Raw genomic sequence first — 26,172 nt, 5'->3', positions numbered from 1 at the left:
TGTCCGTCGCTGTCTTGGAGAAACCACCCGATTCGACCTAGCGGGTCTGCGGATGGTCAGCGCTTCCGGCGACTGCTCGTGACTCGGGACTCGATGTCCTGGACGAGGCGGTGCGGGAGGTCGAATACTCCGTCCGCGCCCGCAGCCCGGGCCGCGGCCGCAGCGCTTGAACTGGCGTTTCCGGTGTAGACCAGAACCGGAATGCGGTTGCCCGCGGCCCGGAGTTCCTGGATGAACCGCCTGCCGGCATCGGGGTCGCCGTCGCGCTCAAGGTCGGTGACGACAGCGGCGAAGTCCATCCCGCTGAGGTAGATGCGCGCGGCAGCGCTTGAAGTCGCTACGGTGACGAGCTTTCCGAGGCGTTGCAGCGCGAGGGTTTCGTAAACGTTGTTGTCCGGCCGGTCATCGATCCAGAGCACCCGGGCCAGCGCGCTTGTCGCCCCCAGTTCGGAGATTATGCCCGGGGAATGTTGCGGATCTTTGGTCTTCTCGGCCTTTCGCACGTCTTCCTCGGCCTGGGCCGCGTTCTGCGGGGACAGCGACAGGTCCATCTTGAAGATATCGGACAAGGACAGCTTGAGGGTGCTTGGCCGGGAGCCTTTCTGTCCCCGCCACAGCAGCACCAAGACGCCGGCCACGATGAGCACGCCGAGAATCAGGATGACAGTGTTCGTGTCCACTTCTGGCTACTCCAGGTCGTTCGGATTCGGCCGGGCGAGGGATAATCCCAGGTTCAACGGTATTCGGGCGAGCTGATCGAGCGGACCTGCGTCGGCGAGCACGTCCTCCATCATCGCGAGACCGAACCGTCGGACGGAGAAGGCGGTTAGGCCGGAGATGTCAAGGTCGGCTACGTCGACTGGGGCTGAGGCATTCTTCCACAGGTGTTTGTTGGACTGGGCCAGCGCCATCGTCTCGCCGTACGCTCGGCACATCGAGTGGAGCAGGTTGGCTATGGCGAGTGCGTCCTCCTCTCCGTCTCCAAGCAGATGTCTGGCGATTGACCAGTACTTGGCGATCGGGGTGCCAAGGCTGCCGACCGGAATGACGCCGTCACGGTGCGGCGACCGGATTGCAGCGAGGCGACTGAGTCGCTGAGCGCTCCCCGAGTCGAGGCTGCTTGCGGTGACGATCAGGTATGCCTGCTGTTGATGACGAACACGGATTTCTGAGGCAGCAGGGATCTCTGGGTGATCCGGACGCTCGTCGGTCAACTCGGCGACCATCGCGCGCATCAGGAGGTCGATCCGGTTCTGGTCTCGCTCGTCGAGCGTTCCCGCCATTGACTTCAGGTAGTACCCGAATGGTTGGCCGAGCTGTTGGAACAGGGAACCGGCTTGACCTAGGTCGGGCAGCGCACTCGAGGGGCTCAGGAGCAGTCTCCACTGAGCAGCCTCGCGTAGCGCGCTGGCCGCGTTCGCTCGAAGGGCAAACTGGATGTCGTTCAGGTTCTCCGGTCCGGAGACGGGAGTGCGACGCGAGATCGCTTCGAACTCGGCGAGTGCGGTTTGCGCGCATGCTTCGTGAAACTTGGCCGCGGTGCGCACCTGCTCGGCGGAGAGGTTGAGTGCTCGCAGTTCTTCCCAGGCCATTCAGATCAGCTCCCGGACGTTGCTCAGCGCCTCAGGCTCAGTGAATCGAGGGTTTGAGTGCGTCCATTTCAGCTTGAAGGACTTCTTTGATCGGTCCAGTTGCCACTTCTCGCATGACTTGATCTGGTTGTCCGGAATTTGGATCTTGGCGGTCACTTCGCCTTCGGTTTGGTACGCGGAGTATCTCCGGTAGGCGTTGAGGTCCCGTATTTCCTCGGCGACCCCTTCGATCCCCACCGCGGGTCGCGGGGCGAGCAGCACCCAGCAGGTGTAGAGATAGGCGAACTCGTGCTCGCCATAGTTGGTGCCGAACCACAGTGCGGTGTCTTGTGCTCGCCGTACGTGGTTGGTGACGGCGAATCTATCGCGCTCCACAGTGCCGGCCGTCAGCGAGATAAAGGGCCTTTCCTCGCTGAAGGCAACTCCGGTGATCGGGTCAGGTTGGTCGAAGTGGTTGACGTGGCGGTCGAGTGCTGTGGTCGTAAGCTTGCCTCTGACCTCTGCGGGCGTAATGTGGTGTACTTTCCGCCACCAGTTGCAATGAAGTCCGGCGTTGCAGTCGATCAAGGCTCGCGCTTCTTGGTCGTTCTCTAGGTGTAATCCTTTTATGCACCACTGGACGATCATGCCGGCAAGGCCCCTTCAGTCGTTCGCCGCGGCGAAGTCAGGAATTTCAGTTGATCAGACGTGGCGGCTGCCAACGGGTGTAGCGCAGCATCGACCGGGCCATCACCGATGTCGGCATGGCCCGGAACATCGCATTCCGCACTGCGATCCCGACGGGGTTCGTCAGCTGCTGGCCCATCCGGCCGGTTTGCCGAGCAGCGCGGGCGACGGCTTGGCTGCGCGGACGGCGCTCGGCGTCGTATCGAGTAAGTGCGGTGTCGACGTCGGCTGATGACAGCGCGGCCGCCAGCGTCACCGCGTCTTCCAAGGCCTGGCAGGCACCCTGGCCGAGATTTGGTTGCATCGCGTGCGCGGCATCCCCGAGGAAGGCAACCCGACCGGCCACATAGGACGGCAGCGGCGTCACCAGCTCGTAAACATCATGGTGCAGCACGGCTTCCGAGTCGGTCGCGTCGAGCAACGCGGTGATCGGCTCGTGCCAGGAGCCGAAGCGGCGGCGCATTTCGGCCAGGAGATCCGGGTATCGGGTGTCCGGCGGAATAGTCAGCACTGCGTGCCATTCGGCTCGGCCGTCCGCCAAGACGATGTGGCCGAACTCGACGCCTCGGCCCCAGGTGAGGTTGAAGTCCGAAGAGGACAGTTCGACCGGCTCGGCGGTGATGGCCCGGACTACCGAAGATCCACTGTAGACAGACCCCGGATGCGAGGGAAAGAAGTGCTTGCGCAGCAGGCTGTTGACGCCATCAGCGGCGATGACCACGTCAGCTTCGTGGCGGCCCGAGGAAGTAACCACGGCGTTGCCCTCGACGGCGGTGACCTCATCGCGCACCACCGGCGAGGGCAGCAAGGAACGCAACAACCGATGCAGTTCGTACCGTGCGATGCCGACGATCGGGGTTCCGGCGACGCGTTCGAGTTCGGCTCCGTCCATGCGGGCCAGCCAGGCGCCGCGCGGGTTGCGGGTGCTTACCGTGCGCTGGAAGCGGCCGGCGGCGCGGAGTGCGTCGCCGGCGCCTAACGCGTCCAGGGCCCGTACTCCGTTGGCGGCCAGGGAAATGCCGGAACCGGAGTCGTCCAGTTCGCCGGGCAGGCGTTCGAAGACGGTGACCTGCCAGCCGACTCGCGACAGGCCGATCGCTGCGGCCAAACCGCCGATTCCGCCGCCGACAATGACCGCTGATCCGCCCATAGGCGAACAGGATAGGCCCGATCAGCTCGCCATGAGCATGGAACGCGCATCCAAACCGTCGAACCACAGTCCGATCGCCAGTCCGGCGGCGGCTTCCAGCAGGGCGGCCCGCTCCAGGCTGCCAGCGGGCAGCGGAGTGCAGCCCAGGTCCTGGACCAGCTCCGTTGCCACAGCGACCGCGTCCGGGGAACCGCACAGCGGGACGCCGAGCGGACGGCCTTCGAACAGCGGCGGGGTCATCCGCCAGACGTCCACGTGGGCGAGGTTGAAAGCCTTCACCACCGACGCACCGGGGGCGTACTCGGCGATCCGGGCGGCCACCGGTTCGCCGGTCGCGCCGGGAGTATTGGTGCAGTCGATGAGGACTTTGCCAGCGAGGTCGAGTGGCGTGAGCAGGGCTTCGAGGGCGGTGGTCGGGACGGCCAGCAGGATGGCGTCCGCGCGGGCGGCAGCGTCGGCCCAGTCCACCACCTCAGCGCCGAGTTCGGTTGCCAAGGCGGCGGCACCAGCGGGGGAGCGGCCGGAAACGGTCAGGTCGTGCCGGGTCCATTGGCCGCCGAGGGCGGACGCCATTCCGCCGGTGCCGAAGAGGGCGATGCGCATGGGAAGGTCTCCTGTCGTCGCGTGGTTGTACGGAAGCGACGTTATGGACCCGGGCAGGAACCGAAAGGTAACCATGGACTTCATCGCCGACTGCCGCACCCGGCTCGCGTTCGACCTCGTGGCCAACACCTGGCATCCGGTCGTGTTGTGGGCGTTGAAGAACGGCCCGCTCCGGCACGGCGAGCTGCGCACACGCATCGGCGGGATCAGCGCGAAGGTGCTCACCGAGGCGGTGCGCAAGCTGGAACGCGACGGGCTCGTCGAGCGCGTGGACGGGGCGTATCGGCTTACCGACCTAGGGGTGAGTTTTCTCGGGCCGATCGAGGGATTCGGGCACTGGGCGGCGGAGTACGGCGATCAGGTGCTCGACGCGCAGCTCGCTCATGAGGGCAACGGCCTCGCCCGCGCCAGCTCCAGCAGCGGTACGGCCGCCGCGGCGTCGGTGACCAGCGTCGACACCAGCCCGGACCGCAATACCGCGTCCACGGCTTCGGCTTTCGGGCGGCTGTAACCGATCGCGATCACCTCGGGGACCGACATCAGCTCCTCGTGGCTGATCGCCAGCACGTGATGCGCGAGCCCGGTGCCGAGCGAGTTGCCGTCCGCGTCGAACAGCCGCGCGGCGACCTCGGCGGTCGCGCCCCTGGCGGCGATGGCGGCGCGTTCGGCCTCGTCCAGCGCGTCGTACACCGTCGATTCCCCGGCCTCCCACGAACCGATGCTGACCACGGCCTTGGTGAGTTTTCCGAACTGCGCGAACGTTTCCGCGATGCCCGGCTGGTGCCGCAGGATCTCCGTCGTCCGCCGGTCGGGCAGGACCAGCGGGCCGAAGATCGGGTACGAATCGCCGCCGGATACCGATGTCACGCGGCTGACCGTCTCCACCGAGCGGCCGCGCATGTCCATCCCGGCCTGCACCCCGCACAGCTGCACGATCGGGCAGCGCGGCAGGGTCCGGATCGCCTCGGTCATCGCGTTGACCGACCGCGCCCAGGACAGCCCGATGACGTCGTCCGGCGTCGCGATCTCCTCCAGCAGCCGGGCGGCCAGCGCGCCGACCTGTTTGCGGACGATCTCGCGCGGCTCGGTCTCGGATGCTCGTTCGAGCACGAGCACGCGGTCTAGCCGGTAGGCGCGGCGGATGTCGTCGGACAGTTCGACGTCGATCGGCGCGGGCAGGTCGAATTCGATCCGCACCAGCCCGGACTCGAGTGCCGCGTCCAGCATCCGCGCGACCTTGAACCGGCTCATGCCGAACTCGTCGGCGATCTCCAGCTTCGAGGCGCCCTGCACGTAGAACCGCCTGGCCATGGTCGCCAGCAGCAGCGTTTCGGTCAGCGGCGGTGGCCCCTTTTTCCTGCTCACATGAGCAGGATAGCGCAAAAATGAGCTTTGCCGGTTGACGGATCCGCAGGCAGGGGCCTGTAATGCCTACGCATGTTACCTACGGCATAAGTCAAAATCGCTCAAATGAGCATCTTGGAAGGTGATGACGCATGCGCGCCGCGATCGTGGACCGGCCCGGGGAGATCCGGGTCGGCGAGGTTCCCGATCCGAAGCCCGGGGAGCGCCAGGTCGTCGTGAAGGTGGGTGCCTGCGGGATCTGCGGCACGGACCTGCACATCGCCGACGGGCATTTCCCGCCGACCCCGTATCCCATCGTCCCCGGGCACGAGTTCTCCGGGGAGATCGTCGAACTCGGCGCGGACGTGCCCGCCGAGTGGAAGGTCGGCGACCGGGTCGCGGTCGACCCGTCGATCTACTGCGGATACTGCACCCCGTGCCGGTCCGGGCACGGCAACCTCTGCGCGAACTGGAACGCCACCGGCGACACGGTCAACGGCGCGTTCGCCGAGTACGTCGCGGTGCCCGCCGACACCTGCTACCGGATGCCCGACTCGATGACCTGGGAACAGGGCGCGCTGGTCGAACCCGTTTCCTGCGCGGTGCACGGCGTGCGCCGGATCGGCGTGGAGGCGGGCGAACGCTTCCTCGTGGTCGGCGCGGGCACGATGGGCCTGATCATGCAGCAGCTCCTGCTCCGCGCGGGCGCGCACGTGACGATGGTCGACCGCAATGCCGCACGGCTTCCGAGGGCGACCGATCTCGGTGCGGCCGCGGTGGCTTCCGATGTGTCCGAATTGGACGATGAACGCTTCGACGCCGCAGTGGACTGCACTGGCGCGGCACCCGCCATCGAGGCCGCGTTCAACGCGCTTCACCGCGGCGGCCGGTTGCTCGTGTTCGGCGTCGCCCCGGCTGAAGCTCGCGTCGCGCTTTCGCCGTTCCGCATCTACAACGACGAAATCACCATCGTCGGTTCGATGGCCGTGCTGAACAGCTACGGCAACGCGCTCGACCTCGTCGCGAACGGCTACATCGACACCGAAGCGCTGATCACCGACACCCTTCCGCTCGAGCAGTACCCCGAGGCGCTGGCGAAGATGCGCAGCGGGTCCGGCCTCAAGATCCAGGTGCTGCCCGGAGGTGGTGGCGGTGCGTAAACTCCTGTGCCTCCTTGCCGCGACAGCGTTGTTAGTGACGGGATGCGCCGGAGCCGGGGCGATCGGCACCGGCGGGCGGACACTGGTCGTCGCGATCGTGTCCAATCCGCAGATGAAGGACGCCATCTCGCTCAAGGGCGAGTTCGAGCAGGCCAACCCCGGGATCAAGCTGAAGTTCGTCTCCCTGCCGGAAAACGAGGCCAGGGCGAAGATCACCGCGTCCACCGCCACCCAGGGCGGCGAGTTCGACGTGGTGATGATCAGCAATTACGAGGCTCCGCAATGGGCAGCCAACGGCTGGCTGGAGAACCTCGAACCGCATATGAAGGCGACGCCAGGGTACGACGAGGCCGACTTCATCCCGAGCATCCGGCAGTCGCTGTCGTATGAGAACCAGATGTACGCGGTGCCGTTCTACGGCGAATCGTCCTTTGTGGTCTATCGCAAGGACCTGTTCCAGAAGGCCGGGCTGAACATGCCGGCGCACCCGACGTGGCAGCAGATCGCCGATTTCGCCGCGAAACTCGACGACAAGCAGGCCGGCATCTCCGGAATCTGCCTGCGCGGCAAGCCGGGCTGGGGCGAGAGCCTCGCGCCGTTCACGACGATGGCGAACACCTTCGGCGGGCAATGGTTCGACAAGGACTGGAACGCGAAGCTGACCAGCCCGGAGTTCACCCAGGCGGCCAACTTCTACGTGAACCTGCTGCGCGACCACGGTGAGGTCGGTGCCTCCAGTGCCGGGTTCACCGAATGCGGAACGAAGTACGCGCAGGGCAACGCCGCGATGTGGTACGACGCCACGTCGATGACCGGCACCACGGAAGACCCGAAGAGCAGCCACGTCAGCGGCAAGAACGGTTACGTCGCCGCGCCGGTGGAGAAGACGCAGGCGAGCGGCTGGCTCTACACCTGGTCGCTGGGCATCCCGAAGGTCGGCAAGAACAAGGACGACGCCTGGAAGTTCATGGCGTGGATGACGAACAAGGAATACGCGAAGAAGGTCGGCGAGACCTACGGGTGGAACCGGGTGCCGCCGGGCACGCGCAAGTCGACCTATGAGATCCCGCAGTACAAGGAAGCCGCGAAAGCCTACGCACAGCCCACTTTGGACGGTATCGCGGCGGCCAACCAGCAGAAGACGATGGTGAATCCGGTGCCGTACCCGGGCATCCAGTTCGTCGGGATCCCGGAGTTCCAGGACCTCGGCACCCGGGTAAGCCAGCAGCTGTCCGCCGCGATCGCCGGTCAGACCTCCGTCGCCGACGCGCTCGCGCAATCGCAGAAATACGCGGAATCCGTCGGAAAGTCCTATCAGGAGGTGCAGCGATGAGCACCCTCTCCGTCCCCGCCGGAACCGCGCCGGCGACCGCGAAGCCCGCTGCGAAGAAAGTGACCGGTTCGACCGGGAAACGGCGGCTTCCGCTGCTGCCCGCGCTGATCTTCGTGATCGCCGTGACGCAGATTCCCTTCCTGCTCACCGTGTTCTACTCGTTCCAGTCGTGGAACCTGGTGCGGCCGGGCTCGCGGCATTTCGTCGGTTTCCGCAACTACGTCGACGTCTTCACCGACGCGACGTTCCTCGGCGCACTGCTGAACACGGTGGTCCTGACCGTGGTCTGCGTGTTCCTTTCGCTGCTGCTCGGGCTCGGGCTCGCGGTGCTGCTCGACCGGAAGTTCTTCGGCCGCGGATTCGTCCGCACGCTGCTGATCACGCCGTTCCTGATCCTCCCGGCGGCGGGTGCGCTGCTGTGGAAGACGACGGTGTTCGACCCGAGCTTCGGGTTGCTGCACTTCGTGTTCGGCACGGACACCGACTGGCTTTCGCAATTCCCGATGGCCGCGGTGATGGCGCAGATCATCTGGCAGTGGACGCCGTTCATGACGCTGCTGATCCTCGCCGGGCTGCAGAGCCAGTCGAAGGAGGTGCTGGAGGCGGCGTCGGTGGACGGCGCGAGCCGCTGGCGCACCTTCGTGTCGATCACGCTGCCGCACCTGTCGCGCTTCCTGCAGTTGGCCACGCTGCTCGGCGCGATCTACATCGTGAACAGCTTCGACGCGATTTTCCTGATGACACAAGGCGGTCCGGGCACGGCCAGCACGAACCTGCCGTTCTACATCTACCAGCGCGCGTTCGAGGGCTTCGACATCGGCCAGTCGTCCGCGATGGGCGTCGTCGTGGTCATCCTGACGATGATCGTCGCGACGTTCGCGCTGCGGCTGATGTTCCGCGCGTTCTCCGTGGACGGAGGAGTCAAGTGAGCACCGCAACCGCCACCGCCTCGCCCGCCGCCACCGACACCGCGCCGCCTCCGCAGCGCAAGACGAAACGCCGCTACGGCCCGGGCACTCTGACCGTCGCGACCTGGATCATCGCGATCCTCTTCGTTTTCCCGTTGCTGTGGATGATTCTCACCGCGTTCAAACAGGAGAACGACGCCTACACCGATCCGCCGAAGCTGTTCTTCACGCCGACGTTCGACCAGATCTCCGGCGTGCTCAACAGCGGTTTCCTGCCATACCTGGGAAATTCGGCGTTCGTCACGGTGATTTCGACGCTGCTCGTGCTGCTGCTGGGAATCCCGGCCGCGTACGCGCTGTCGCTGGCGCCGGTCAAGGGCACGAAGAACGCGCTGGGCTTCTTCCTGTCGACCAAGATGCTGCCGATCGTCGCGGCGATCATTCCGCTGTACGTGATCTCGCAGAACACCAATCTGCTGGACACCGTGTGGGCGCTGATCATCCTGTACACCGCGATGAACCTGCCGCTGGCGATCTGGATGATGCGGTCGTTCTTCCTGGAAGTCCCCGGCGAAATGATCGAGGCGGCGCGGATCGACGGGGCGAACCTGCCGACGCTGCTGCGCAAAATCATCATGCCGGTGGTCGCGCCGGGTATCGCCGCGACCGCGCTGATCTGCGTGATCTTCTCCTGGACGGAGTTCTTCTACGCGGTCAACCTCACCGCCGCCCGGGCCGGCACGGTGCCGGTGTTCCTGGTCGGCTTCATCACCAGCGAGGGCCTGTACTGGGCCCAGCTGTCCGCCGCCGCGCTGCTGGCCTCGCTGCCGGTGATGATCGTGGGCTGGATCGCGCAGAACCACCTGGTGCGCGGGCTTTCCATGGGCGCTGTGAAGTAAGGGAGAACGCTGATGTCCGCTGAAGTGATCTACGACAAGGCGTCGCGCGTCTATCCCGGCAACCCGGGCGTCCGCGCGGTCGACCAGTTGAGCCTCGAAGTGCCGGACGGCGAATTTCTCGTGCTCGTCGGCCCGTCCGGATCGGGCAAGTCCACCGCGCTTCGGATGCTCGCCGGGCTGGAGGACGTCAACGAGGGTGCCATCCGGATCGGCGACCGCGACGTGACCGACCTACCGCCGAAGGACCGCGACATCGCGATGGTGTTCCAGTCCTACGCGCTGTACCCGCACATGACGGTCGCCGACAACATGGGTTTCGCGTTGAAATTGCGCGGTTTCTCGGCGGCCGACATCAAGAAGCGCGTCGACGAGGCTGCCACGATGCTCGACCTGTCCCGTTTCCTCGACCGCAAGCCGAAGGCGTTGTCCGGCGGGCAGCGGCAGCGGGTCGCGATGGGCCGGGCGATCGTGCGCGAGCCGAGCGTGTTCCTGATGGACGAGCCACTGTCCAATTTGGACGCGAAATTGCGCGTCGAAACCCGCGCCAACATCGCGAAACTCCAGCAACGGCTCGGCACGACGACCATCTACGTCACGCACGACCAGGTCGAGGCCATGACGATGGGCGACCGGGTGGCCGTGCTGAAGGACGGCGTGCTGCAGCAATGCGACGCGCCGCGGTCGCTGTACGAGAAACCGGCGAACTCGTTCGTAGCCGGGTTCATCGGGTCGCCGGCGATGAACCTGGCGACGCTGCCGCTGTCCGACGGCGGCGTGCAGCTGGGTGACCTGGTGGTGCCGCTGCCTACTGAGGTGCGGACTGCGGCGGCTGGGCTGTCGGAGATCGTGTTCGGGATCCGGCCGGAGTCGCTGCGCCTGGTCGGCGAGGCGGACGAGGGCTTCGAACTGGTGGTGGAGCTGGTCGAGGAGCTGGGCGCGGACGCGTACCTGCACGGCAAGGTCGGCGACGACCGGTTCGTGGTCCGGGTCGACGGACGGACGCCGCCCCGGATCGGCGACAACGTCCGGGTCGCGTTGCGCGGCGAGGGCGAGACGCACGCGTTCGACCCGAAGACGACGCTGCGCCTAGGCTGAGCGGAAGTGCCGGTGCTGGTTTCATCCGGCGCCGGCACTTCGCTCTCACGGGGGAGACGCTTCCCCCTCGCGCCCGATCCCCTCCGCCCCGTTCAAGGCGACGCTTGACGCATGTCGTCGAAGCAAGCGGAGTTGAGCAACTGGCCGGGTTACGCCGCCGCGGTCTGGGGAGCCGCGTTCGCCGTCCCCAGCTTCGTCTGGGCGACGGGCAACACCTTCGGCGCAACCTCGACGGTGTCGCCGTCGCTCGTCAAACTCGCGCAGGACCGGGTGCCGTGGTTTGTGACCGTCCTGGTGATCACCGGTCTGCTGAAGGTTTTCGGTGCCGTGATCGGCATCAGCCTGACTCGACCGCGCGGCCGGTGGCTCAGCCGGACGATGGTGTTCTGCGGTGCCGGTGCGGCGATCCTGCTGGCCTGGCACGGCGGGCTGTTCGTCGTGCAGGGCGTGCTGGTCAAGACTGGCGCTGTAGCCGTCGATCCGGCTTTGTCTGACCTGGTCGGCTGGTACCTCTATCTGTGGGGGCCGTGGTTCATCGCTGGTGGTCTCGCGTTCGCCGGGACTGTCGCGTTGTACCTGCGGCACCGCGATGACCGACGCACGTTGACGAGCTACGGGGTGGTGGGCGCGTTGGGTGCGTTGGCCCTGTCGGTGGCCGCGGTGGCCACCGGCATTGGGTGAACTGGGGGTCGTGAGTGTTGATCCCGGTTCTAACCGGGATCAACACTCACGAGCACCCCAGCGAGGACGGTGGCCGCCATCTGCCGCACCGCTTCCTCGCTCGGCGGCTCCCCGGTTCGATCGGCGAAGAGCAGGTGGCCCGCCCCGATGAGCGTCGGAGCCAGCGTCTGGACGTCGGCGTCCGGAACGAGACGGCCGAGATTTCTTTCCGCGGCAAGGTAATCCGCGAGCACGTTCGCCGCGTCGGTGGCCAGCGGAATCCCCGGGCCCGGCCGCGCCGCCCGGAGCCGGTGCCGCAGTTCGTCGCGGAAGGTGATCAGGGCGACGATCGACACCGCGACCGACGAGAAGACCTCCGTGAGCACTTCGGCCACTGTCTCGACCAGATCGCCGGTTCCGGCCCGCAGGTCGTCCGCGCGGGCTTCAAGACGCTGGATCCGGTCGAGCACCAGCGCGGCGAGGAAAGCGTCGAAATCCTCGAAATGCCGGTGCAGCACGCCCTTCGCGCAATCCGCCTCGGTGGTGACGGCGCGACTGGTGAGACCGCTCGGGCCCGCGCGCAGCAAAACCCGTTCCGCGGCGTCGAAAAGCTGGGCGCGGACGTCGCGGAGATGGATCCCGGTGGGCAACGTGAGGGTCCTTCCTAGCCATAGTGGGCGCTTGCCCACTATGGTGGGCACATGCCCACTTTACCCCGTCCCGAACCGCATCAGCACCGGACCATGGCGGAGTCGTTCGGCGTCGATCCCGAGCGCTACGACCGGGCCCGCCCGCGTTACCCGGACGAACTGGTGACTGCTGTCCTCGCAGCGAGCCCGGGGAATGAAATTCTCAACGTCGGCTGCGGAACCGGGATCGAGGGGCGGCAATTTCGCGTCCATGGCGCCGTGGTGCTCGGCGTGGAGCCGGACGAGCGGATGGCGGAGTTCGCCCGGCGCGGTTTCCCGGTCGAGGTCGCGAAATTCGAGGAATGGGCCCCGGCGGGAAGGACGTTCGACGCCCTCGTGTCCGGACAGGCGTGGCACTGGGTCGACCCCGTCGCGGGAGCCGCGAAGGCCGCGCAGGTGCTCCGCCCGGGCGGCCGGTTCGCCGCGTTCTGGCACGTCTTCATGCCGCCGGAAGAAATTTCGCACGCACTGGCGGACGCGTTGCGCCGGACGATGCCGGATTCGCCGTTCAGCGGCAACTACCTGAAAAGCCCCAGCCCGGACGCCTATCAGCCGATGCTCGACAAAGCCGCCGCCGGTTTGGCCGAGACCGGCGCGTTCGCGGAAACGGAGAACTGGCGCTACGACTGGACGCAGAACTACAGCCGCGACGAGTGGCTGGACTTGCTCGCGACCCAGGGCGGTGTGACCGTGGCGACGCCGGAGCAGCGCGACCAGGTGCTGGCCGAGGTCGGAGCCGCGATTGACGCGCGCGGCGGTCACCTGACGACGAATTACTCGACCGCCGTGGTGACCGCCGTCCGCTTGTCTTCTTGACCTCTGGTCACTCCTCCAGCGAAAGCGCCTGGCTCGGGCAGATGTTCACGGCCTCGCGCGCCTTCTCGATCAGTTCGCCGTCCGGAGTGTCGTTGAGGACGATGACCGTGCCGTCGTCCTCGCTCTGGTCGAACAGCGCGGGCTCGGTGAGCACGCACTGGCCGGCGCCGACGCACTTGCCGGTGTCCGCGATGATCTTCATGATGGCCTCTTCCTGGCTTGTGGTGGGAGCACTCTGATCTCTACCAGGTCACCGGCAACTGGTACAGGCCGAAGATCGTGGCGTCTTTCTTCACCGGCAGCTGGTCGGCCGGGAGCGTGCACGTGAGCGTCGGGATGCGGCGGAAGAGCGTGTCGAACACGATCTGCAGCTCCATCCGCGCCAGGTTCTGCCCGAGGCACTGGTGCGGCCCGAACCCGAACGCGACGTGGTGGCGCGCGCCGCGTTCGAGGTCGAGCTTTTCCGGGCTCTCGAACACCTCCGGGTCCCAGTTCGCGGCGTAGCCCAGCACGAGCACGCCCTCGCCTGCCTTGATCGTGACGCCGCCGATCTCCACGTCCTCGGTCGCGACCCGCGCGGTCGCGCCTTCGACAATCGTGAAGTAGCGCAACAATTCCTCGACCGCGAGGAGCGTCTTGCCGGGGTCGGCCTCGATCGTCGCGCGCTGTCCGGGGTTCTCCAGCAGCCCGATGGTGCCGAGCGAGATCATGTTCGCGGTGGTCTCGTGCCCGGCGACCAGCAGCAGGAACGCCAGCCCGATCATCGCGTCGTGGTCGTAGGTGCCTTCCTCGCGGCGCTTGACGATCTGCCTGCCGAGGAGGTCGTCGGTCGGGTCCTTTTCCTTGGCCGTGACCAGGCCGCCGAGGTATCCGCGCAGTTCCTCGGACGCCTTCTTGCGATCCTCGACGCTGGTGCTGCGGCGGATGAGCGCCATGGTGCGCTCTTGGAAGTAGTCGTGATCGCCGTACGGGACGCCGAGCAGTTCGCAGATCACCAGCGACGGCACCGGCAGCGACAGCTTTTCCACCAGGTCAGCCGGTTTCGGCCCGGCGAGCAACTCGTCGATCAGGCCGTCGACGATCTCCTGGATCCGCGGCCGCATCGCCTCGACCCGCTTCACGGTGAACTCGCCGAGCACCTCCCGGCGGGCCTCGCCGTGCTCGGGCGCGTCCATCCCGATCATGGCCTTTTGCTTGGCGTTGGTGAGAATCGCGGCTCCGCCCTCGGCGAGGAACGGGAAATTGGGCAGGAACCGGTCGGAGGAGAACCGGCGGTCGCCGAGGATCTGCCGGGCTTCCTCGTGCCGCGCGGCGACCCAGGCCTGCTTGCCGCCCGGGATCTGCACACGATGGAGCGCGCTGTCCTCGCGCATCCGGACGTACTGCTCCGGCTGAGAGAACGGGCAGGTGCGGGCGACCGGCATGCGGAGTTCTTCAGTGGCAGTCATCGTTTCCCCTTCACCAGGTCACCGGGAGGCAGTAGAGCCCGAAGACGCCGGAGTCGTGTTTGAACGGCAACTGGTCGACCGGCGCGGCGAGGCGCAGCGTCGGGATGCGGCGGAAAAGCGTGTCGAACACGATCTGCAGTTCCATCCGCGCGAGGTTCTGGCCGAGGCACTGGTGCGCGCCGAAGCCGAACGCGACGTGGTGCCTGCCGCCGCGGGTGATGTCGAGCCGCTCAGGCTCGGGGAAGACGTCGGGGTCGAAGTTCGCCGCGTAGCTCAGGCCGAGCACGCCTTCTCCAGCCTTGATGGTAACGCCCGCGATGTCGACGTCCTCAAGAGCGACGCGAGTGGTGGCGAATTCCGCGATGGTGAAGTAGCGCAGCAATTCCTCGACGGCGTCGAGGGTTTTGCCCGGGTCCTCCTTGATCGCGGCGAGCGCGTCCGGGTTCTCGAGCAACGCGACGGTGCCGAGCGAAATCATGTTCGCGGTGGTCTCGTGCCCGGCGATGAGCAGCAGGAACGCCAGCGACACGAGGGCGTCGTGGTCGTAGTCGTTCTCTTCGCGCTTCTTCGCGATCTGCCGGCTGAGCAGATCGTCCGCCGGTGCGGTTTCCTTCGCGGACACCAGTTCGGACAGGTAATTCTGCATTTCGTCGACTGATTCGGTGCGCTCGTCGAGGGTCGATTCGCGGTTGAGGATGCGCGAGCTGTGCTTCTGGAAGAAGTCGTGGTCGGAGTACGGGACTCCGAGCTGCTCGCAGATCACCAGCGACGGCACCGGAAGCGAGAGCGCGGACACGAGGTCGGCGGGCTTGTCGCCGGCCAGCATCGCGTCAATGTGCTGGTCCACGATCTCCTGGATGCGCGGCTGCAGCGCCTTCATCCGCTTGACGGTGAACTCGCCGACGACGCCGCGCCGCGCCGGGCCGTGCACCGGCGCGTCCATCGCGATCAGCGACGGGGGCAGCTTCGGGCGGCGCTGCTGGCCGTTCTTGAACAGGATCGGGAAGCCGGGGTTGAAGCGGTCCGAGCTGAAGCGCGGGTCGTTCAGCATCGCCCGCAGGTCCTCGTGCCGGTTCAGCACCCAGGTGCGCTGGCCACTGTGTTCGAGTTCGACGTAGTGCGCGCGAGCGTCGCGGAACCGGTCGTAGCCCGGCGGCGGCGCGAACGGGCACGTCCGTTTCATCGGGAAAGCGGCCTGCTCCGGCTGGATGCGGCTGGACTGGGCGACTTCGGTCATCAGAACCCCCTGTGGTGGGTTTGCCCCGTTACGGAATGAATGTGGAGGATTACATTCCGGTTCACTGCCCAAGGTACCGAAGTGGAGGATCGTCGTCCACTAGCAACGGGGTGACAATTGCTGTCCGGCCCGGCTTGCCGGCACGTTTGCGCAGTTGGCCGGGCATGCGAGAATGCGCGCCAACCGGAAGAGGGAAGGCCGGGTTATGAGTGCAGACCCCGAGACGCCGCTGCGGGCGGACGCGCAACGCAACCGCGACCAGATCATCGCCGCGGCTCGCGTCATCTTCGCCAGTCATGGTCCCGAGGTCCCGATGGAGGAGATAGCGCGCGCGGCCGGTGTCGGCGTGGGCACCCTTTACCGGCGCTTTCCGGACCGCGACGCGCTGATCCGCGCGGTGGCGGTGGACAATTTCGCGGGCGTGCTGGACAACGCCAAGCGGCTGTCGGTGGAGGCGTCGTCGGCGTGGGAAGCGTTGGTGCAGTTGCTGTACCACGGCGCGGAACTGCAGCTGTCGATGCAATTGGCGATGCTTTCGCAGCGGGCGCACGAAATTCTCAAAGACGATCCCGAGGTGGCGCACCTGCGCGAAGCGGTGCTGCTCGAGGTCGACGACCTGGTGGTCCGGGCGCAGGCCGAGGGGGCGCTGCGCAAGGACGTGGGCGCGGGCGACGTCGCGGTGCTGTTCGCGCGCATCGTGCGGCAACTGCCCGCGCACCGGCTGAAGACGCCGGAACTCGCGACTGCCCGCAGCATCGCCATCATGATCGACGGCCTGCGCGCCGGCCCGGTCACTCCGCTGCCGGGGCGGCCGCTCGGCAAGGACGACTTGATCTGACCCTTTCTTCGGACGTGTCGGGCCGTCTCGGGTTGCCTCGATAGGGGTGATCGCACAACGGGCCATCGGGACGCGGCCGGGGACGTCTTATCTCGTGAAAGCCGGTGCGGAGCCGCCGGAAAACGCGAGAGGGGACGAGATCATGAAGAACATCCGCCGAATTGCCATCGCCGTCGCTGTCGCCGGGGGCGCTGCCGCGGCCTTCGCCGGGACGGCCGCCGCCACGACCGCGAGCACGGACTCGTCGGCGCTTCCGTGCACTGCGAACCAGTTCAGCACCAAGCTCGTCTACGGCGGGGCCGGCGCGGGCCAGCGCCAGGCGGCGCTGCAGTTCACCGCGAACGAGGGCGAGCGGTGCGTCCTGTCCGGCCGGGCCGACGTCAACCTGGTCGGCGCGCACGACGTCCTGGTCAACAACGAGGCGTCGGCCGACGCGCCGCCGGTGCTGATCGCGAACGGTTCGTCGGCGTACGTGCCGCTGCACTGGACCGCTATCGGTTCTGACGACGAGCAGCAGACGCCGAACGCGGTGACCATGACCGCTCCGGCCGACTCCAACCCGCACGGGGACCCGATCGACCCGAACGTGACGGTGGACTGGACCTTCGGCGCGGTGGACGCCAACGCGGACAGTCACACCATTGACGTCGGTACGCTGACCGCTGGCGAAGCGCCTGCCGCGTAAGGATTTCCCGGGCTAGCTCGGCGGTGCTGCGCGGGTGAGGGAATCGAGGACCCGCAGCAGCACCGCCCGGGCGGCGTCGCCCTCGGCCGCGACTGTCCACAGTAGATCCGCGACCTCGTGGTACGGGTCGGAGTCGCTCGCGATGTGCTCGCCCTCCGGGGTTTCGACCATCGCGACGTCGTCGACGACCCAGAAGTCCGCGGTGACCGGGTAGGGCAGGACGACGTCCGCGGGGATGATGCCGAAGCGGATGTTCGGGGTGCCGAGCAGCGCGAGCAGCTTGTGCACCTGCGCGATCATCACCTCGTGCGGCGCGTTCGGGTAGCGCAGCGCGGCCTCGGAGGTGAGCAGTTCGATGGTCCGGCCGGGTTCGTAGAGGATCTGCTGGCGCTGCATCCGCGCCCGGACCGCCTCGGTGATGTCCTGTCCGCCGCCGTGGACCCGGGCGTGGGCGAGCAAGGTGTGCCGCGCGTACTCCGGGGTTTGCAGCAATCCGGAGACGATTCGCAGATCGACCGCGCGAATTCGTAGCGCACGGGCCTCTCTGGCAATGGATTCCTCTTGTCTGGCCCGGTGTCCGTCGCGGACTTTGTCTTTCCAGCTGGCGTGCGCGTCGCGGACGCCGACGAGTTGCTCCCGCAGCTGCTCGGCCAGCTCCGGCGGTCCGCCGACGGCGGCGATCCAGGCGTCGAGGTCGTCGTCGCCGACGGTCTGCCTGCCGTTCTCGATTTTGCTGACCTTGGGCGCGTTCCAGCCGATGGCCTTGGCGAAATCCTTCCCGGTCTCGTAGCCCGCGTCGACCCGGAGCCGGCGCAGGCGGTCGCCAAGCTCTGCCCGGCGTTTCTCGAAACTGGTAGGCACTCGCCCTCGCTATCGCATGCGGAATTCCTCGAACCCAATGGCATCTTCCCACACCTGGGGTCGAGTTTCGAGAAATCCTGGGCGGCTAGTGCGTCTGAATCGCCGAGATGCCCTTGCCTTGCCTGCGCCGGTCGTCGTGCTCAGGCTTCCTGCGGGAAGAACTTGAGCAGGCCGACGGGGATTTCGACGGCCGTCTCGGTGTCCGGCATGCCGCGTTCGCGCAGTTGCCGCAGCGCGTGGGCGTCGGTGACCCGGTAGCCCTGGACGACGTAGGTGCCGCGGTTGGTGCGATAAGCGTTGGGGCAGTTGCCGCCCGCGCTGGTGGTTCCGAGGAACTCGAGGGCGAGTGCTTCTTCGGGCTGAGCGGGATGCAGGGTCATGCGGAGTCCTCCTGACGTGCTGACAGCGCCTGTACCGGACACGGGGCGTCGAAATTTCCCCAATGGCACATGTTGGCAGAGAATTTCGCGAAAGCATAGAGGGGTGGCGCGAAATGTTGCCGCCTCGTGGTCCTTCGCTCAGCCGAGTTCGGCGAGCGTCAGCGCCAGCGCGTCGACGAGATGGGAGCGGGTGCCGGAGTAGACGTTGATCTGCAGCCCGCCGGCGCCGTCGGGGCTCACGAAGCTCAGCACGCGCCCGCGTCCGGTGAGGTCGATCGCGGACAGCGGAGTGCTGTGCGTCCGGCTTCCGTCCGGCCTGCGGACCGCGACATGCATCAGATGCACCGCGTCGCGCCGGGCCCGCATCAGGTGCCGCAATTCGTCCGCGCTGGCCGACGATTCGGCGAGGGGATCGGCGGAGGCGCTGTCGTAGTAGTCCTTGGGCACCTTGAGCGGCCGGAGCTTCGCCGGAGCACAGCAGGGCAGCAGATCGACCAGGCTGCCGCCGATGTCGCGCGGCGAAACGGGCTCGAGCTGCACGGACCGGTTGTCCGTCACGAGCCGCACAGCCTCTCGTCCCGCTGCCGCAACGAGAATCGCCCCGTTGTCCCCGCGCCGGTTGCCGAAATCGCTCCAGGAATACACCTCGCGCCGAGCTTCGGCGAGGAGTTCGAGCGTGTCGCGCAGCCGCGGACTGGGCGCGCCGCTCGCCGCGAGCCCGAACCTCGCCAGCAGCCCGTACGACTGGACCCGGAGCTTCTCGGAGAACTCGTCGGTCATGAACATCGGCGCGTGCTCGACGACCACCGGCGGTTCGCCGAGTTTCTCGTGGCCCCACAAGGCGAGAAACGCCAACCGCGGCATCCGGACCGGTCTCTCGAGGATCGGCATCGCTTGGCGCTCCCTTAGCCGCCGATGGTCGGTGGCGTAGGAGGCAAGCCGGTGCGGGGGTCCACGGTGCGTTCGCCGTCGTCGTCGGTGATGGAGAAGGCGGCGTCGGTATCCAGGCCGTATTTGCGGTGGTGTTCTTGGGAGTCTTGGTCTTTGTCTTTGCCGCGGGCCGGGGTTGTCCCGGTAATGCCTGGGGTGCCTCGGGTTCCGGTGGCACCTGTTGTGCCGCGCGTTGTGTTGCCTGGTGCGCGTGGTTCCTCTCCCGCGCCGGTCCCTCTGCCGATGCCCGGCCGGGACGGGCCGTCCGTTCGGCTTCGGGGTCCGCCTGCGCGGTTGCTTTCCCCTCCGGCGATTCCGCCTGTGCGGCCTCCGGTGGTCTCGCCGGTGCTTCCGCCGGTGCGGCCTCGGGTGGTCTCGCCGGTGCTTCCGCCTGTGTTGCCCGCGGTTCCGCGTCCGCCTTGCGCGGGAACCCCGACTGGCCCAGGCATCCACGTGCCGCTTGCGCTTCCGGATGTTTCGGTGTGAGGCGCGGCAGTGGGTGGAGGCCCGGTGGTCGCCGGATCCGGCGACCATCCGGAGGCCGTCGTCTGATCACCCGTTCTCGGCTGCGGTTCCCTGCTCGGTCCGGGCTTTTCTCGCGTTACGCCAGGCCCAGGTGGTGGCCCGCTCACTGGAGGAGCGTCCGGCGGATGCCCCGGGTTTCGCGGCTCCGGGAAATGCGGTGCGGTCTTCGGTCTTCGCTGTGCCTTCATGCTGGAGCCGGCTGTGGTGTTCCGCCCGCCGAAGTCGTCGAGCCGCCCGTAGTCGGTCTGCAGCTGCTGGCTGCCCGTGCGGGCGTGCTGGACGTACGCCTGATAGCGGTCGACGTTCTGCTGGGCCACCGCGTTGTACTGGGTGATCTCCCTCTCCGCGTCGGTCTCCCAAGGAGAAGCCCGATCGAGAAAGGTCAAGTGCGGCGGCCGGTCCGGCATCGGCTGAAGGGAGGTTTTCATGGCGTCGAACCCGTGCGCGACGTCGGACAGATTGGCCCCGTTGGTGGTGTAGATCGCCGCGGACACGGACGCGATCTCCGCCAAGGCGCGAATCCGGGTCTGCGCGGCATCGGCGGCTCGGCCGGTCCACGCGGATTCCAGCCCGGTGCTCATGCGGGCGACCAAATCGCTTGCCTCATGGTGCTGACTGCTGAGCTGGACCGCCCGCCCGGCGCCTTCGTGCCAAACGGACGTGCCTGGTCCGTTGAGCACCTTCTGGGCCAGCTCGGGCGCGGGTACGGCCTCGGTGCCGGTGTCGCCGTGGAGGGCCGCGGAGTAGAACTTGCCGAGGTCGTCAATACGCTCGCCGACCCAGTGGCCGACGTCCTCGATCATCTCCAGGAAACCCATCACGAACCCGCCCGCTGCCGAAGATTGGCGGCGACCATGCCGGCGACCTTGGCCGTCAGGTCGCACGGGTCGGCTTTTCCTTCTTTGCCGCGGCCGAGGGTCAGTGCCGCGTCGAAGGTGTAATCGTCCGCGATTCCCACGCTCACGTCACAGGAATTATCGACGCCAGGGCCGGGGTGGATCGAGAACGCGACTGCGGGGAATCCTTGGACCAAGGGAAGCTGCCGCCACGTGGTCGTCTTGGGTTTGGTGTTCTGGTAGACCGAACTGAGTCCCTGGTGGGTGCGGATGTCGTAGAAAATGTTCAGTCCGGCACCGGAGTCCGGGTGGTCCCACCGGCAGGACGGCCCGGTGGCCGGGATGTTTTCGGATTTGGGCGGATCCGTGGCGCCGAGGATCTCCTTGAGTTGCTCAGCGGTCAGGGCGTTATGGCAGGGATCGCCCGACAAGACCGACGACGGCAGGGGCCGGTCAACCTTCGGCGCTCCTCCGTAGGGCAGGGAAGCCGCGGCTGGCGATGGCGCCGAGGAGACCGGCGGCGAGGGAGCATTGCCTCCCGAACAGCTCGCGGTGGTGACGAGCGTGCCGACGGCGACGAGCAGCCACGCTGGCGAGCGGCGGTTCATCCGGCGAGCCCCGTTGGCTCGCCGGATGCCTTCACCTCGGCGGCTGCGGCTTCGTCGGAATTCTCAGTGATTCCGAGTGCCTGCTCCAGTTTCCGGACAAGCTCCTGTGTGTAGTCGCGCAGGTGAATGAGGTTCGCCAGACCGGCCCCGAACGCGCCGTCGCCGGAGTCGCTGCCGGTCAATCGCCTGTTGTAGTCGTTGCTCGCCGGTTCGTCCGCGGGCGGAGTCAGCCTGGTCAAGTACTGTGCGTGGATCCGCATGTCGTCGAACTGCTTGCGGGCCTGCTTGGCCAGGTTGAGCATGCTGCGGGCATCGTCGCGGCTCATGGTGAAGCCGGGGCCGGGCGGTGTTCCGGTGCCGTCGGTGATGGTGAAGTCTGGCAACCAGGTTTTACCTGCGTTCGCGGCAGGCTGGTCCATGTCCTCGCCCTCCCCAAGACACGGCGGACATTTCGCGCATCGGTCGGTTCGGTGCCTCGCGGCGATATTCACCGTAACCGACGGAGCACGGTAAGTCGTGGGGGTGCAGTGCATTTGCAGAAAATCGGCAAGGGATTCGCGCAATTGGGCGAATGCGACTGTTCGGAGGGAATGCAGCTGCGGAAATCTCTGTCCGGAAAAGTGGCGATGCGGCTTTCTCGATGCAGGACGGCTCACACTACTCCTTCTTGGTTGGCCGCCCAACCTAAGGAAAGCCTGCCCGGCGCGCAATTTTTTGAGTTGCCGCAGACAAAACCGCCGTTCCGGGTTAACCGGAACGGCGGTCTGGGTGAACTCGAATGTCAGACACCCATGGGGTGCCAGACGGTTTTTGCCTCCAGGTACCGCCGGATGCGGGACAGGTCTGGCTCCGCAGTCCAGTCCGGTTCGGTGTCGGGGACGGACAGGACTCGCTTCACCGTCCCGGCGGCTTCTTGGGCCAGGGTGACTCGGTCGGCGGGGGTGGCGCCGGTCGGGTCTAGGGCGTTGACGTCGCCGTGGGAGGCCAGCCACGGGCCCAGTTCGGCGGCTCGGCCGGTGAGGATGTTGGCGGTGCCGCCGGGGACGTCGGAGGTGGCCAGGACCTCGGACAGGGTGATGGCGGGCAACGGGCGGTCTGCGCTGGAGACCAGGACCGCGGTCGAGCCGGTGGCCAGGACTGGGGCCAGGACCGTCACCAGGCCGAGCAGGGAGGATTCCTGCGGGGCCAGTACTCCGACAACCCCGGTGGGCTCGGGGGTGGTGAAGGAGAAGTACGGGCCGGCTACCGGGTTGGCGGCGCCCAGCACGGACGCGATCTTGTCGGTCCAGCCCGCGTACCACACCCAGCGGTCGATGGCGGCGTCCACAATGGACTCGGCCTTCTTCGCCGCGACGCCTTCGCAGGCGGCTACCTCGGCGGCGAACTGGGCGCGGCGGCCTTCCATGACCTCGGCGACGCGGTAGAGAACCTGGCCGCGGTTGTAAGCAGTTGCCGACGACCAACCTGGGAACGCCTTGCGGGCGGCGGACACCGCGTCGCGCAGGTCTTTGCGGGAAGCGTGAGCCGCGTTGGCCAGGAAGGCGCCCTTGGAATCGGTGACGGGGTAGACCCGGCCGGATTCCGAGCGCGGGAATTTTCCGCCGATATAGAGTTTGTAGGTCTTCGCCACCGAAATTCGGTCAGACATTGAGGTAGGCCTCCAAACCGGTGCGTCCGCCTTCGCGGCCGAAACCGGACTCCTGGTAACCGCCGAACGGGGCGGCGGGGTCGAAGCGGTTGAACGTATTGGCCCAGACAACGCCTGCCCGGAGCTGGTTCGCCATCCACAGAATGCGCGAACCCTTCTCGGTCCAGATCCCCGCGGACAGCCCGTACGGCGTGTTGTTCGCCTTCGCCACAGCCTCTTCCGGCGTACGGAAGGTGAGAACCGACAGCACGGGGCCGAAGATCTCCTCCCGCGCGATCCGCATCGACTGGTGGACTTCCGAGAACACCGTCGGCGCGAAGAAGAAGCCGCGGTCGGGCACCGGGCACGGGCTGGTCCAGCGTTGCGCGCCTTCCGCGTCGCCGGATTCGACCAGGCCGCGGATCTTCGCCAGCTGCTCGGCCGAGTTGATGGCGCCGAGGTCGGTGTTCTTGTCCAGCGGGTCGCCGAGGCGCAGCGTCGACACCCGGTAGCGGAGTTTCTCCAGCACCTCTTCGGCTACCGACTCCTGCACCAGCAGTCGCGAACCCGCGCAGCAGACGTGGCCCTGGTTGAAGAAGATCCCGTTGACGATCCCCTCCACCGCCTGGTCCAGCGGTGCGTCGTCGAACACCACGTTCGCCGCCTTGCCGCCGAGTTCCAGGGTCAGCTTCTTGCGGGTGCCCGCGACGGTGCGCTGGATCAGCTTGCCGACCTCGGTGGAGCCGGTGAACGCGATCTTGTCGACGTCCGGATGCTCCACAATGGACGCTCCGATGTCGCCCGCGCCGGGCAGGATGTTCACCACGCCCGGCGGCAGCTCCGCCTGCTGGCAGATCTCGGCGAACACCAGCGCGGTCAGCGGCGTGGTCTCGGCGGGCTTCAGCACCACGGTGTTGCCGGTGGCCAGCGCCGGCGCGATCTTCCACGCCAGCATCAGCAGCGGGAAGTTCCACGGGATCACCTGGCCCGCGACGCCGAGCGGCTTCGGGTCCGGGCCGTAACCCGCGTAGCCGAGCTTGTCCGCCCAGCCCGCGTGGTAGAAGAAATGCGCGGCCGCGGTGGGCACGTCGGAATCGCGCGATTCCTTGATCGGCTTCCCGTTGTCCAGCGTTTCCAGCACTGCCAGCTCGCGCGAGCGTTCCTGGATCAGCCGGGCGATGCGGAACAGGTACTTCGCCCGTTCCGTGCCCGGCATTTTCGACCAGACCGACGTGTACGCCTTGCGCGCGGCCTTCACCGCGATGTCCACATCGGACGCTGACGCGGTGCCGACCTCGGCGAGGATCTCCTCAGTGGCTGGGTTGATCGTCTTGAGCGGCTCGCCGGAGCCGTCGACGAATTCGCCGTTGATGAACGGCTTGTAATGCTCTTTCAGATTGGCCAGAGCGCGCGATTCGGGCGCGGGCGCGTATTCGAAGATGCCCATGTCAGTCCACCGTCACGTAGTCAGGGCCGCTGTAGTGGCCGTCCACCTGGGTGCGCCGCTGCAGCAGCAGGTCGTTGAGCAGGCTCGACGCGCCGAACCGGAACAGCTCCGGCGTGAGCCACTGCTCGCCCGCGACCTCGTGCACGGCGACGAGGTACTTGATCGCGTCCTTCGTCGTCCGGATCCCGCCCGCGGGCTTGACGCCGCGCAGTTCGCCGGTGCGCTCGTGCCAGTCGTGCACCGCCTGCAGCATCACGTGCGTGACCGGCAGCGTCGCGGCGGGCGACACCTTGCCGGTGGACGTCTTGATGAAGTCGCCGCCCGCCAGCAGCGCGAGCCAGGACGCGCGGCGCACGTTGTCGTACGTCGCCAGCTCGCCCGTCTCGAGGATCACCTTGAGGTGCGCCGAGCCGCAGGCCTCTTTCACGGCGCGGATCTCGTTGAACACCTCCAGGTAGCGGCCTTCGAGGAAGGCGCCGCGGTCGATCACCATGTCGACCTCGTCCGCGCCCGCCTCGACTGCCATCCGGGTGTCGGCCAGCTTGACCTCGCGGCTCGTGCGGCCCGCCGGGAAGCCGGTCGCGACGCTCGCCACCCGCACCCCGCTGCCCGCGAGCGCTTCGACGGCCGTCTCCACCAGGTCCGGGTACACGCACACGGCCGCGACGCGCGGGCAGTCCTGCCGCTCGGGGTCCGGCCGCATCGCCTTGGCGGCGAGGCCGCGGACCTTGCCGCGCGTGTCGGCTCCCTCGAGCGTGGTCAGGTCGACCATCGACACCGCGGTGTCGATCGCCCACCGCTTGGCTTCCTTCTTGATGCTCCGGGTCGCGAGCCCCGCCGCGCGCTGCTCGACGCCGACCTGGTCGACACCGGGCAGCCCGTGCAGGAACCGCCGCAGGCTCGCTTCGTCGCGAGTGACGTCCGTCAGCGGCGACGGGGTTTCCGGCGCCGCTGCCGGGCTGGTGGTAGCTGTCATACCGCTGAGTGTAGGTGCGCGACAGCAGGCGCCGGAGCGCTCACCGGAATCTGTGGACAGCTGGTCACGGGCTCGCAGTTGTCCACAGCCGCGGGCCGGGGGCGGCGGTTTTTGTCGGTGCCGTGTGCAGTCGGGTTCAGGACTCGATCTGCGGCGCGTTCACGTCCTTGGCCGGCTTGCGGTAGACCACTACGCCGCCCCAGAAGCCGAGGCCGTTGATCGTCACGGTCGGGGCGGTCGGCGGAGCGGGCGGCGCGCCGGACTTGTCCTCCAGCATGAACGCGCCCATGAAGCCGATGCCGGTGACGTTCACGTTGATGTCGTCGGGCACCGTGATCTCGATCCCGCCCATGATCGCGACGGCGGTGATCGTGCAGGATTTCTCCGCGAACCGGGCGCTGCGCAGGTCGATCTCGGCGCCGCCCCAGAACGCGAAAGTCGTGTGCTGCTGCGGCAGGACCCAGCTGCCCTTGCGCACGGCCCCGGACATCACGCCGATCGACACGGCGGAACCCGGATGCCCGCCGACGCGGTTGTCCGGCAGCCCGAGCGCGCGCGACGGGGCGGGCTGCAGCGAGGCCGAAGCGGTGGTGGCGACCGCGGCGCTGCCGGGCAGGTCCGCGGTCACCGGTTTCAGATCGGCGAACGTTTTCGCGGAGTATACGCTGGAAAGCCGCTCTTCCAGTTCGTTGATCGTGATGCGGCCTTCGGACAGCGCCTGGTGCAGCACCTGCGCGACCTGCTCCCGATCGGCGTCCGACACGCGCATCTGGTCCGGGCCCGGCGTGGCTGGGTCTTCACTCACCTGGGGCAGCCTAGTCCTGTCGGGTCCGGCTCGGGTCCGTCGAACGGTGGATAG

The 26,172-nt window shown here is 67.2% G+C and carries 29 protein-coding genes and 2 pseudogenes; 11 read left to right on the top strand and 20 right to left on the bottom strand.

The annotated features are described in order from the left end of the window. Positions 1–56 precede the first annotated feature (56 nt). From AB5I40_RS22270 to AB5I40_RS22260, 3 genes are read right to left on the bottom strand one after another with little or no spacing between them, the layout of a single operon-like run. Entirely contained in the window at positions 57–680 is a 624-nt protein-coding gene (locus AB5I40_RS22270) for a response regulator (protein ID WP_370932077.1), read from the bottom strand. Positions 681–686: 6 nt separating this feature from the next. Beyond that, complete coding sequence (locus AB5I40_RS22265) at positions 687–1,592, bottom strand: hypothetical protein (RefSeq protein ID WP_370932076.1); 906 nt, start codon at positions 1,590–1,592, stop codon at positions 687–689. Further along, positions 1,593–2,219 (bottom strand): hypothetical protein, encoded by a 627-nt coding sequence (locus AB5I40_RS22260; RefSeq protein WP_370932075.1) that lies wholly within the window; start codon positions 2,217–2,219, stop codon positions 1,593–1,595. Positions 2,220–2,327: 108 nt separating this feature from the next. On the opposite strand from AB5I40_RS22260, the gene AB5I40_RS22255 reads away from it, so the two are divergent. Then, entirely contained in the window at positions 2,328–2,468 is a 141-nt protein-coding gene (locus tag AB5I40_RS22255; protein WP_370940576.1) for a hypothetical protein, read from the top strand. Here the strand turns inward: AB5I40_RS22255 and AB5I40_RS22250 are convergent. Continuing rightward, a pseudogene (locus AB5I40_RS22250) lies at positions 2,428–3,408 on the bottom strand (FAD-dependent monooxygenase); the annotation flags it as partial. The gene AB5I40_RS22255 and the pseudogene AB5I40_RS22250 sit on opposite strands and share 41 nt — an antisense overlap. Before the next feature lie 21 nt (positions 3,409–3,429). Next, positions 3,430–4,011, bottom strand: coding sequence for an NADPH-dependent F420 reductase (locus AB5I40_RS22245; RefSeq protein ID WP_370932074.1), 582 nt, complete (start codon positions 4,009–4,011; stop codon positions 3,430–3,432). Between the two features lie 73 nt (positions 4,012–4,084). Here AB5I40_RS22245 and AB5I40_RS22240 point away from each other — a divergent pair. Further along, positions 4,085–4,387: pseudogene (locus AB5I40_RS22240) on the top strand (winged helix-turn-helix transcriptional regulator); the annotation flags it as partial. 5 nt (positions 4,388–4,392) lie between these two features. Here AB5I40_RS22240 and AB5I40_RS22235 read toward each other — a convergent pair. Next, on the bottom strand, positions 4,393–5,322 hold the full coding sequence (locus tag AB5I40_RS22235; protein ID WP_370940575.1) for a sugar-binding transcriptional regulator: 930 nt from the start codon (positions 5,320–5,322) through the stop codon (positions 4,393–4,395). Between the two features lie 185 nt (positions 5,323–5,507). Between AB5I40_RS22235 and AB5I40_RS22230 the strand changes: the two genes are divergently transcribed. From AB5I40_RS22230 to AB5I40_RS22205, 6 genes are all read left to right on the top strand, one after another. Next, a complete protein-coding gene (locus AB5I40_RS22230; protein WP_370932073.1) occupies positions 5,508–6,515 on the top strand; it encodes a zinc-dependent alcohol dehydrogenase family protein in 1,008 nt (335 codons plus the stop codon). Further along, positions 6,508–7,848: a sugar ABC transporter substrate-binding protein gene (locus tag AB5I40_RS22225; RefSeq protein ID WP_370932072.1), complete on the top strand. Its 1,341-nt coding sequence runs from the start codon at positions 6,508–6,510 to the stop codon at positions 7,846–7,848. The genes AB5I40_RS22230 and AB5I40_RS22225 overlap by 8 nt, the downstream gene beginning before the upstream one ends. Next, positions 7,845–8,777 (top strand): carbohydrate ABC transporter permease, encoded by a 933-nt coding sequence (locus AB5I40_RS22220; protein WP_370932071.1) that lies wholly within the window; start codon positions 7,845–7,847, stop codon positions 8,775–8,777. Before AB5I40_RS22225 ends, AB5I40_RS22220 begins: the two co-directional genes overlap by 4 nt. An 89-nt stretch (positions 8,778–8,866) precedes the next feature. Then, positions 8,867–9,655 carry a carbohydrate ABC transporter permease gene (locus AB5I40_RS22215; protein ID WP_116201681.1) on the top strand — a complete coding sequence of 263 codons (789 nt, stop codon included), beginning with the start codon at positions 8,867–8,869 and terminating at the stop codon, positions 9,653–9,655. 12 nt (positions 9,656–9,667) lie between these two features. Continuing rightward, positions 9,668–10,750 (top strand): ABC transporter ATP-binding protein, encoded by a 1,083-nt coding sequence (locus AB5I40_RS22210; RefSeq protein ID WP_370932070.1) that lies wholly within the window; start codon positions 9,668–9,670, stop codon positions 10,748–10,750. Positions 10,751–10,861: 111 nt separating this feature from the next. Beyond that, positions 10,862–11,431 carry a DUF3995 domain-containing protein gene (locus tag AB5I40_RS22205; RefSeq protein WP_370940425.1) on the top strand — a complete coding sequence of 190 codons (570 nt, stop codon included), beginning with the start codon at positions 10,862–10,864 and terminating at the stop codon, positions 11,429–11,431. A 29-nt stretch (positions 11,432–11,460) separates the two neighbouring features. Here the strand turns inward: AB5I40_RS22205 and AB5I40_RS22200 are convergent, their stop codons facing one another. Next, positions 11,461–12,060 carry a TetR/AcrR family transcriptional regulator gene (locus AB5I40_RS22200; protein WP_370940424.1) on the bottom strand — a complete coding sequence of 200 codons (600 nt, stop codon included), beginning with the start codon at positions 12,058–12,060 and terminating at the stop codon, positions 11,461–11,463. 51 nt (positions 12,061–12,111) lie between these two features. On the opposite strand from AB5I40_RS22200, the gene AB5I40_RS22195 reads away from it, so the two are divergent. Then, the gene (locus AB5I40_RS22195) at positions 12,112–12,915 is read left to right on the top strand and encodes a class I SAM-dependent methyltransferase (RefSeq protein ID WP_370940423.1); all 804 of its coding nucleotides are present in this window, start codon (positions 12,112–12,114) and stop codon (positions 12,913–12,915) included. Positions 12,916–12,922: 7 nt separating this feature from the next. Here AB5I40_RS22195 and AB5I40_RS22190 read toward each other — a convergent pair whose 3' ends face one another. The 3 genes from AB5I40_RS22190 to AB5I40_RS22180 are packed head-to-tail and all read right to left on the bottom strand — an operon-like array spanning position 12,923 to position 15,600. Beyond that, complete coding sequence (locus tag AB5I40_RS22190; RefSeq protein ID WP_116201635.1) at positions 12,923–13,117, bottom strand: ferredoxin; 195 nt, start codon at positions 13,115–13,117, stop codon at positions 12,923–12,925. Positions 13,118–13,157: 40 nt separating this feature from the next. Continuing rightward, positions 13,158–14,363: a cytochrome P450 gene (locus tag AB5I40_RS22185; RefSeq protein ID WP_370940422.1), complete on the bottom strand. Its 1,206-nt coding sequence runs from the start codon at positions 14,361–14,363 to the stop codon at positions 13,158–13,160. Between the two features lie 10 nt (positions 14,364–14,373). Next, the gene (locus AB5I40_RS22180; protein ID WP_370940421.1) at positions 14,374–15,600 is read right to left on the bottom strand and encodes a cytochrome P450; all 1,227 of its coding nucleotides are present in this window, start codon (positions 15,598–15,600) and stop codon (positions 14,374–14,376) included. A gap of 205 nt (positions 15,601–15,805) precedes the next feature. On the opposite strand from AB5I40_RS22180, the gene AB5I40_RS22175 reads away from it, so the two are divergent. Together AB5I40_RS22175 and AB5I40_RS22170 are read left to right on the top strand one after the other, a co-directional pair. Continuing rightward, entirely contained in the window at positions 15,806–16,438 is a 633-nt protein-coding gene (locus tag AB5I40_RS22175; protein WP_370940420.1) for a TetR/AcrR family transcriptional regulator, read from the top strand. A 46-nt stretch (positions 16,439–16,484) separates the two neighbouring features. Then, positions 16,485–17,123 carry a DUF4232 domain-containing protein gene (locus tag AB5I40_RS22170; protein WP_370940419.1) on the top strand — a complete coding sequence of 213 codons (639 nt, stop codon included), beginning with the start codon at positions 16,485–16,487 and terminating at the stop codon, positions 17,121–17,123. A gap of 12 nt (positions 17,124–17,135) precedes the next feature. Here AB5I40_RS22170 and AB5I40_RS22165 read toward each other — a convergent pair whose 3' ends face one another. From AB5I40_RS22165 to AB5I40_RS22120, 10 genes are all read right to left on the bottom strand, one after another. Then, positions 17,136–17,984 carry a helix-turn-helix domain-containing protein gene (locus AB5I40_RS22165; RefSeq protein ID WP_370940418.1) on the bottom strand — a complete coding sequence of 283 codons (849 nt, stop codon included), beginning with the start codon at positions 17,982–17,984 and terminating at the stop codon, positions 17,136–17,138. A gap of 140 nt (positions 17,985–18,124) precedes the next feature. Beyond that, the gene (locus tag AB5I40_RS22160; RefSeq protein ID WP_370940417.1) at positions 18,125–18,364 is read right to left on the bottom strand and encodes a hypothetical protein; all 240 of its coding nucleotides are present in this window, start codon (positions 18,362–18,364) and stop codon (positions 18,125–18,127) included. Between the two features lie 138 nt (positions 18,365–18,502). Further along, positions 18,503–19,255, bottom strand: a complete 753-nt coding sequence (locus tag AB5I40_RS22155) for an ESX secretion-associated protein EspG (RefSeq protein WP_370940416.1) — start codon at positions 19,253–19,255, stop codon at positions 18,503–18,505. A 14-nt stretch (positions 19,256–19,269) separates the two neighbouring features. Continuing rightward, positions 19,270–20,637 (bottom strand): hypothetical protein, encoded by a 1,368-nt coding sequence (locus AB5I40_RS22150; RefSeq protein ID WP_370940415.1) that lies wholly within the window; start codon positions 20,635–20,637, stop codon positions 19,270–19,272. Beyond that, complete coding sequence (locus AB5I40_RS22145; protein ID WP_370940414.1) at positions 20,637–21,263, bottom strand: DUF3558 domain-containing protein; 627 nt, start codon at positions 21,261–21,263, stop codon at positions 20,637–20,639. The genes AB5I40_RS22150 and AB5I40_RS22145 overlap by 1 nt, the downstream gene beginning before the upstream one ends. Then, positions 21,260–21,682, bottom strand: a complete 423-nt coding sequence (locus AB5I40_RS22140; protein WP_370940413.1) for a hypothetical protein — start codon at positions 21,680–21,682, stop codon at positions 21,260–21,262. The genes AB5I40_RS22145 and AB5I40_RS22140 overlap by 4 nt, the downstream gene beginning before the upstream one ends. Positions 21,683–22,044: 362 nt before the next feature. Further along, a complete protein-coding gene (locus tag AB5I40_RS22135; RefSeq protein ID WP_370940412.1) occupies positions 22,045–22,911 on the bottom strand; it encodes an aldehyde dehydrogenase family protein in 867 nt (288 codons plus the stop codon). Then, positions 22,904–24,337, bottom strand: coding sequence for an aldehyde dehydrogenase family protein (locus AB5I40_RS22130; RefSeq protein ID WP_370940411.1), 1,434 nt, complete (start codon positions 24,335–24,337; stop codon positions 22,904–22,906). Before AB5I40_RS22130 ends, AB5I40_RS22135 begins: the two co-directional genes overlap by 8 nt. A gap of 1 nt (position 24,338) precedes the next feature. Continuing rightward, the gene (gene deoC / locus AB5I40_RS22125) at positions 24,339–25,313 is read right to left on the bottom strand and encodes a deoxyribose-phosphate aldolase (protein ID WP_370940410.1); all 975 of its coding nucleotides are present in this window, start codon (positions 25,311–25,313) and stop codon (positions 24,339–24,341) included. 136 nt (positions 25,314–25,449) lie between these two features. Continuing rightward, on the bottom strand, positions 25,450–26,082 hold the full coding sequence (locus AB5I40_RS22120) for a DUF1707 domain-containing protein (protein ID WP_370940574.1): 633 nt from the start codon (positions 26,080–26,082) through the stop codon (positions 25,450–25,452). Positions 26,083–26,172 lie beyond the last annotated feature (90 nt).

This window comes from Amycolatopsis sp. cg13 (genome assembly GCF_041346965.1).
Classification (GTDB): domain Bacteria; phylum Actinomycetota; class Actinomycetes; order Mycobacteriales; family Pseudonocardiaceae; genus Amycolatopsis.
The sequence above is the reverse complement of the archived record's forward strand: the minus strand, read 5'-3'. Positions and strand labels throughout refer to the sequence as shown.

Bases quoted from the DNA above. Each gene is read 5' to 3' on its own strand.
- AB5I40_RS22175 (WP_370940420.1), top strand. From the start codon at position 15,806: ATGAGTGCAGACCCCGAGACGCCGCTGCGGGCGGACGCGCAACGCAAC.
- AB5I40_RS22245 (WP_370932074.1), bottom strand. From the start codon at position 4,011: ATGCGCATCGCCCTCTTCGGCACCGGCGGAATGGCGTCCGCCCTCGGC.
- AB5I40_RS22205 (WP_370940425.1), top strand. From the start codon at position 10,862: ATGTCGTCGAAGCAAGCGGAGTTGAGCAACTGGCCGGGTTACGCCGCC.
- AB5I40_RS22145 (WP_370940414.1), bottom strand. From the start codon at position 21,263: ATGAACCGCCGCTCGCCAGCGTGGCTGCTCGTCGCCGTCGGCACGCTC.
- AB5I40_RS22130 (WP_370940411.1), bottom strand. From the start codon at position 24,337: ATGGGCATCTTCGAATACGCGCCCGCGCCCGAATCGCGCGCTCTGGCC.
- AB5I40_RS22140 (WP_370940413.1), bottom strand. From the start codon at position 21,682: ATGGACCAGCCTGCCGCGAACGCAGGTAAAACCTGGTTGCCAGACTTC.
- AB5I40_RS22195 (WP_370940423.1), top strand. From the start codon at position 12,112: ATGCCCACTTTACCCCGTCCCGAACCGCATCAGCACCGGACCATGGCG.
- AB5I40_RS22220 (WP_370932071.1), top strand. From the start codon at position 7,845: ATGAGCACCCTCTCCGTCCCCGCCGGAACCGCGCCGGCGACCGCGAAG.
- AB5I40_RS22135 (WP_370940412.1), bottom strand. From the start codon at position 22,911: ATGTCTGACCGAATTTCGGTGGCGAAGACCTACAAACTCTATATCGGC.
- AB5I40_RS22150 (WP_370940415.1), bottom strand. From the start codon at position 20,637: ATGGGTTTCCTGGAGATGATCGAGGACGTCGGCCACTGGGTCGGCGAG.
- AB5I40_RS22180 (WP_370940421.1), bottom strand. From the start codon at position 15,600: ATGACCGAAGTCGCCCAGTCCAGCCGCATCCAGCCGGAGCAGGCCGCT.
- AB5I40_RS22185 (WP_370940422.1), bottom strand. From the start codon at position 14,363: ATGACTGCCACTGAAGAACTCCGCATGCCGGTCGCCCGCACCTGCCCG.
- AB5I40_RS22190 (WP_116201635.1), bottom strand. From the start codon at position 13,117: ATGAAGATCATCGCGGACACCGGCAAGTGCGTCGGCGCCGGCCAGTGC.
- AB5I40_RS22265 (WP_370932076.1), bottom strand. From the start codon at position 1,592: ATGGCCTGGGAAGAACTGCGAGCACTCAACCTCTCCGCCGAGCAGGTG.
- AB5I40_RS22230 (WP_370932073.1), top strand. From the start codon at position 5,508: ATGCGCGCCGCGATCGTGGACCGGCCCGGGGAGATCCGGGTCGGCGAG.
- AB5I40_RS22155 (WP_370940416.1), bottom strand. From the start codon at position 19,255: ATGCCGATCCTCGAGAGACCGGTCCGGATGCCGCGGTTGGCGTTTCTC.
- AB5I40_RS22160 (WP_370940417.1), bottom strand. From the start codon at position 18,364: ATGACCCTGCATCCCGCTCAGCCCGAAGAAGCACTCGCCCTCGAGTTC.
- deoC (WP_370940410.1), bottom strand. From the start codon at position 25,313: ATGACAGCTACCACCAGCCCGGCAGCGGCGCCGGAAACCCCGTCGCCG.
- AB5I40_RS22260 (WP_370932075.1), bottom strand. From the start codon at position 2,219: ATGATCGTCCAGTGGTGCATAAAAGGATTACACCTAGAGAACGACCAA.
- AB5I40_RS22210 (WP_370932070.1), top strand. From the start codon at position 9,668: ATGTCCGCTGAAGTGATCTACGACAAGGCGTCGCGCGTCTATCCCGGC.
- AB5I40_RS22235 (WP_370940575.1), bottom strand. From the start codon at position 5,322: ATGGCCAGGCGGTTCTACGTGCAGGGCGCCTCGAAGCTGGAGATCGCC.
- AB5I40_RS22120 (WP_370940574.1), bottom strand. From the start codon at position 26,082: ATGCGCGTGTCGGACGCCGATCGGGAGCAGGTCGCGCAGGTGCTGCAC.
- AB5I40_RS22255 (WP_370940576.1), top strand. From the start codon at position 2,328: ATGTCGGCATGGCCCGGAACATCGCATTCCGCACTGCGATCCCGACGG.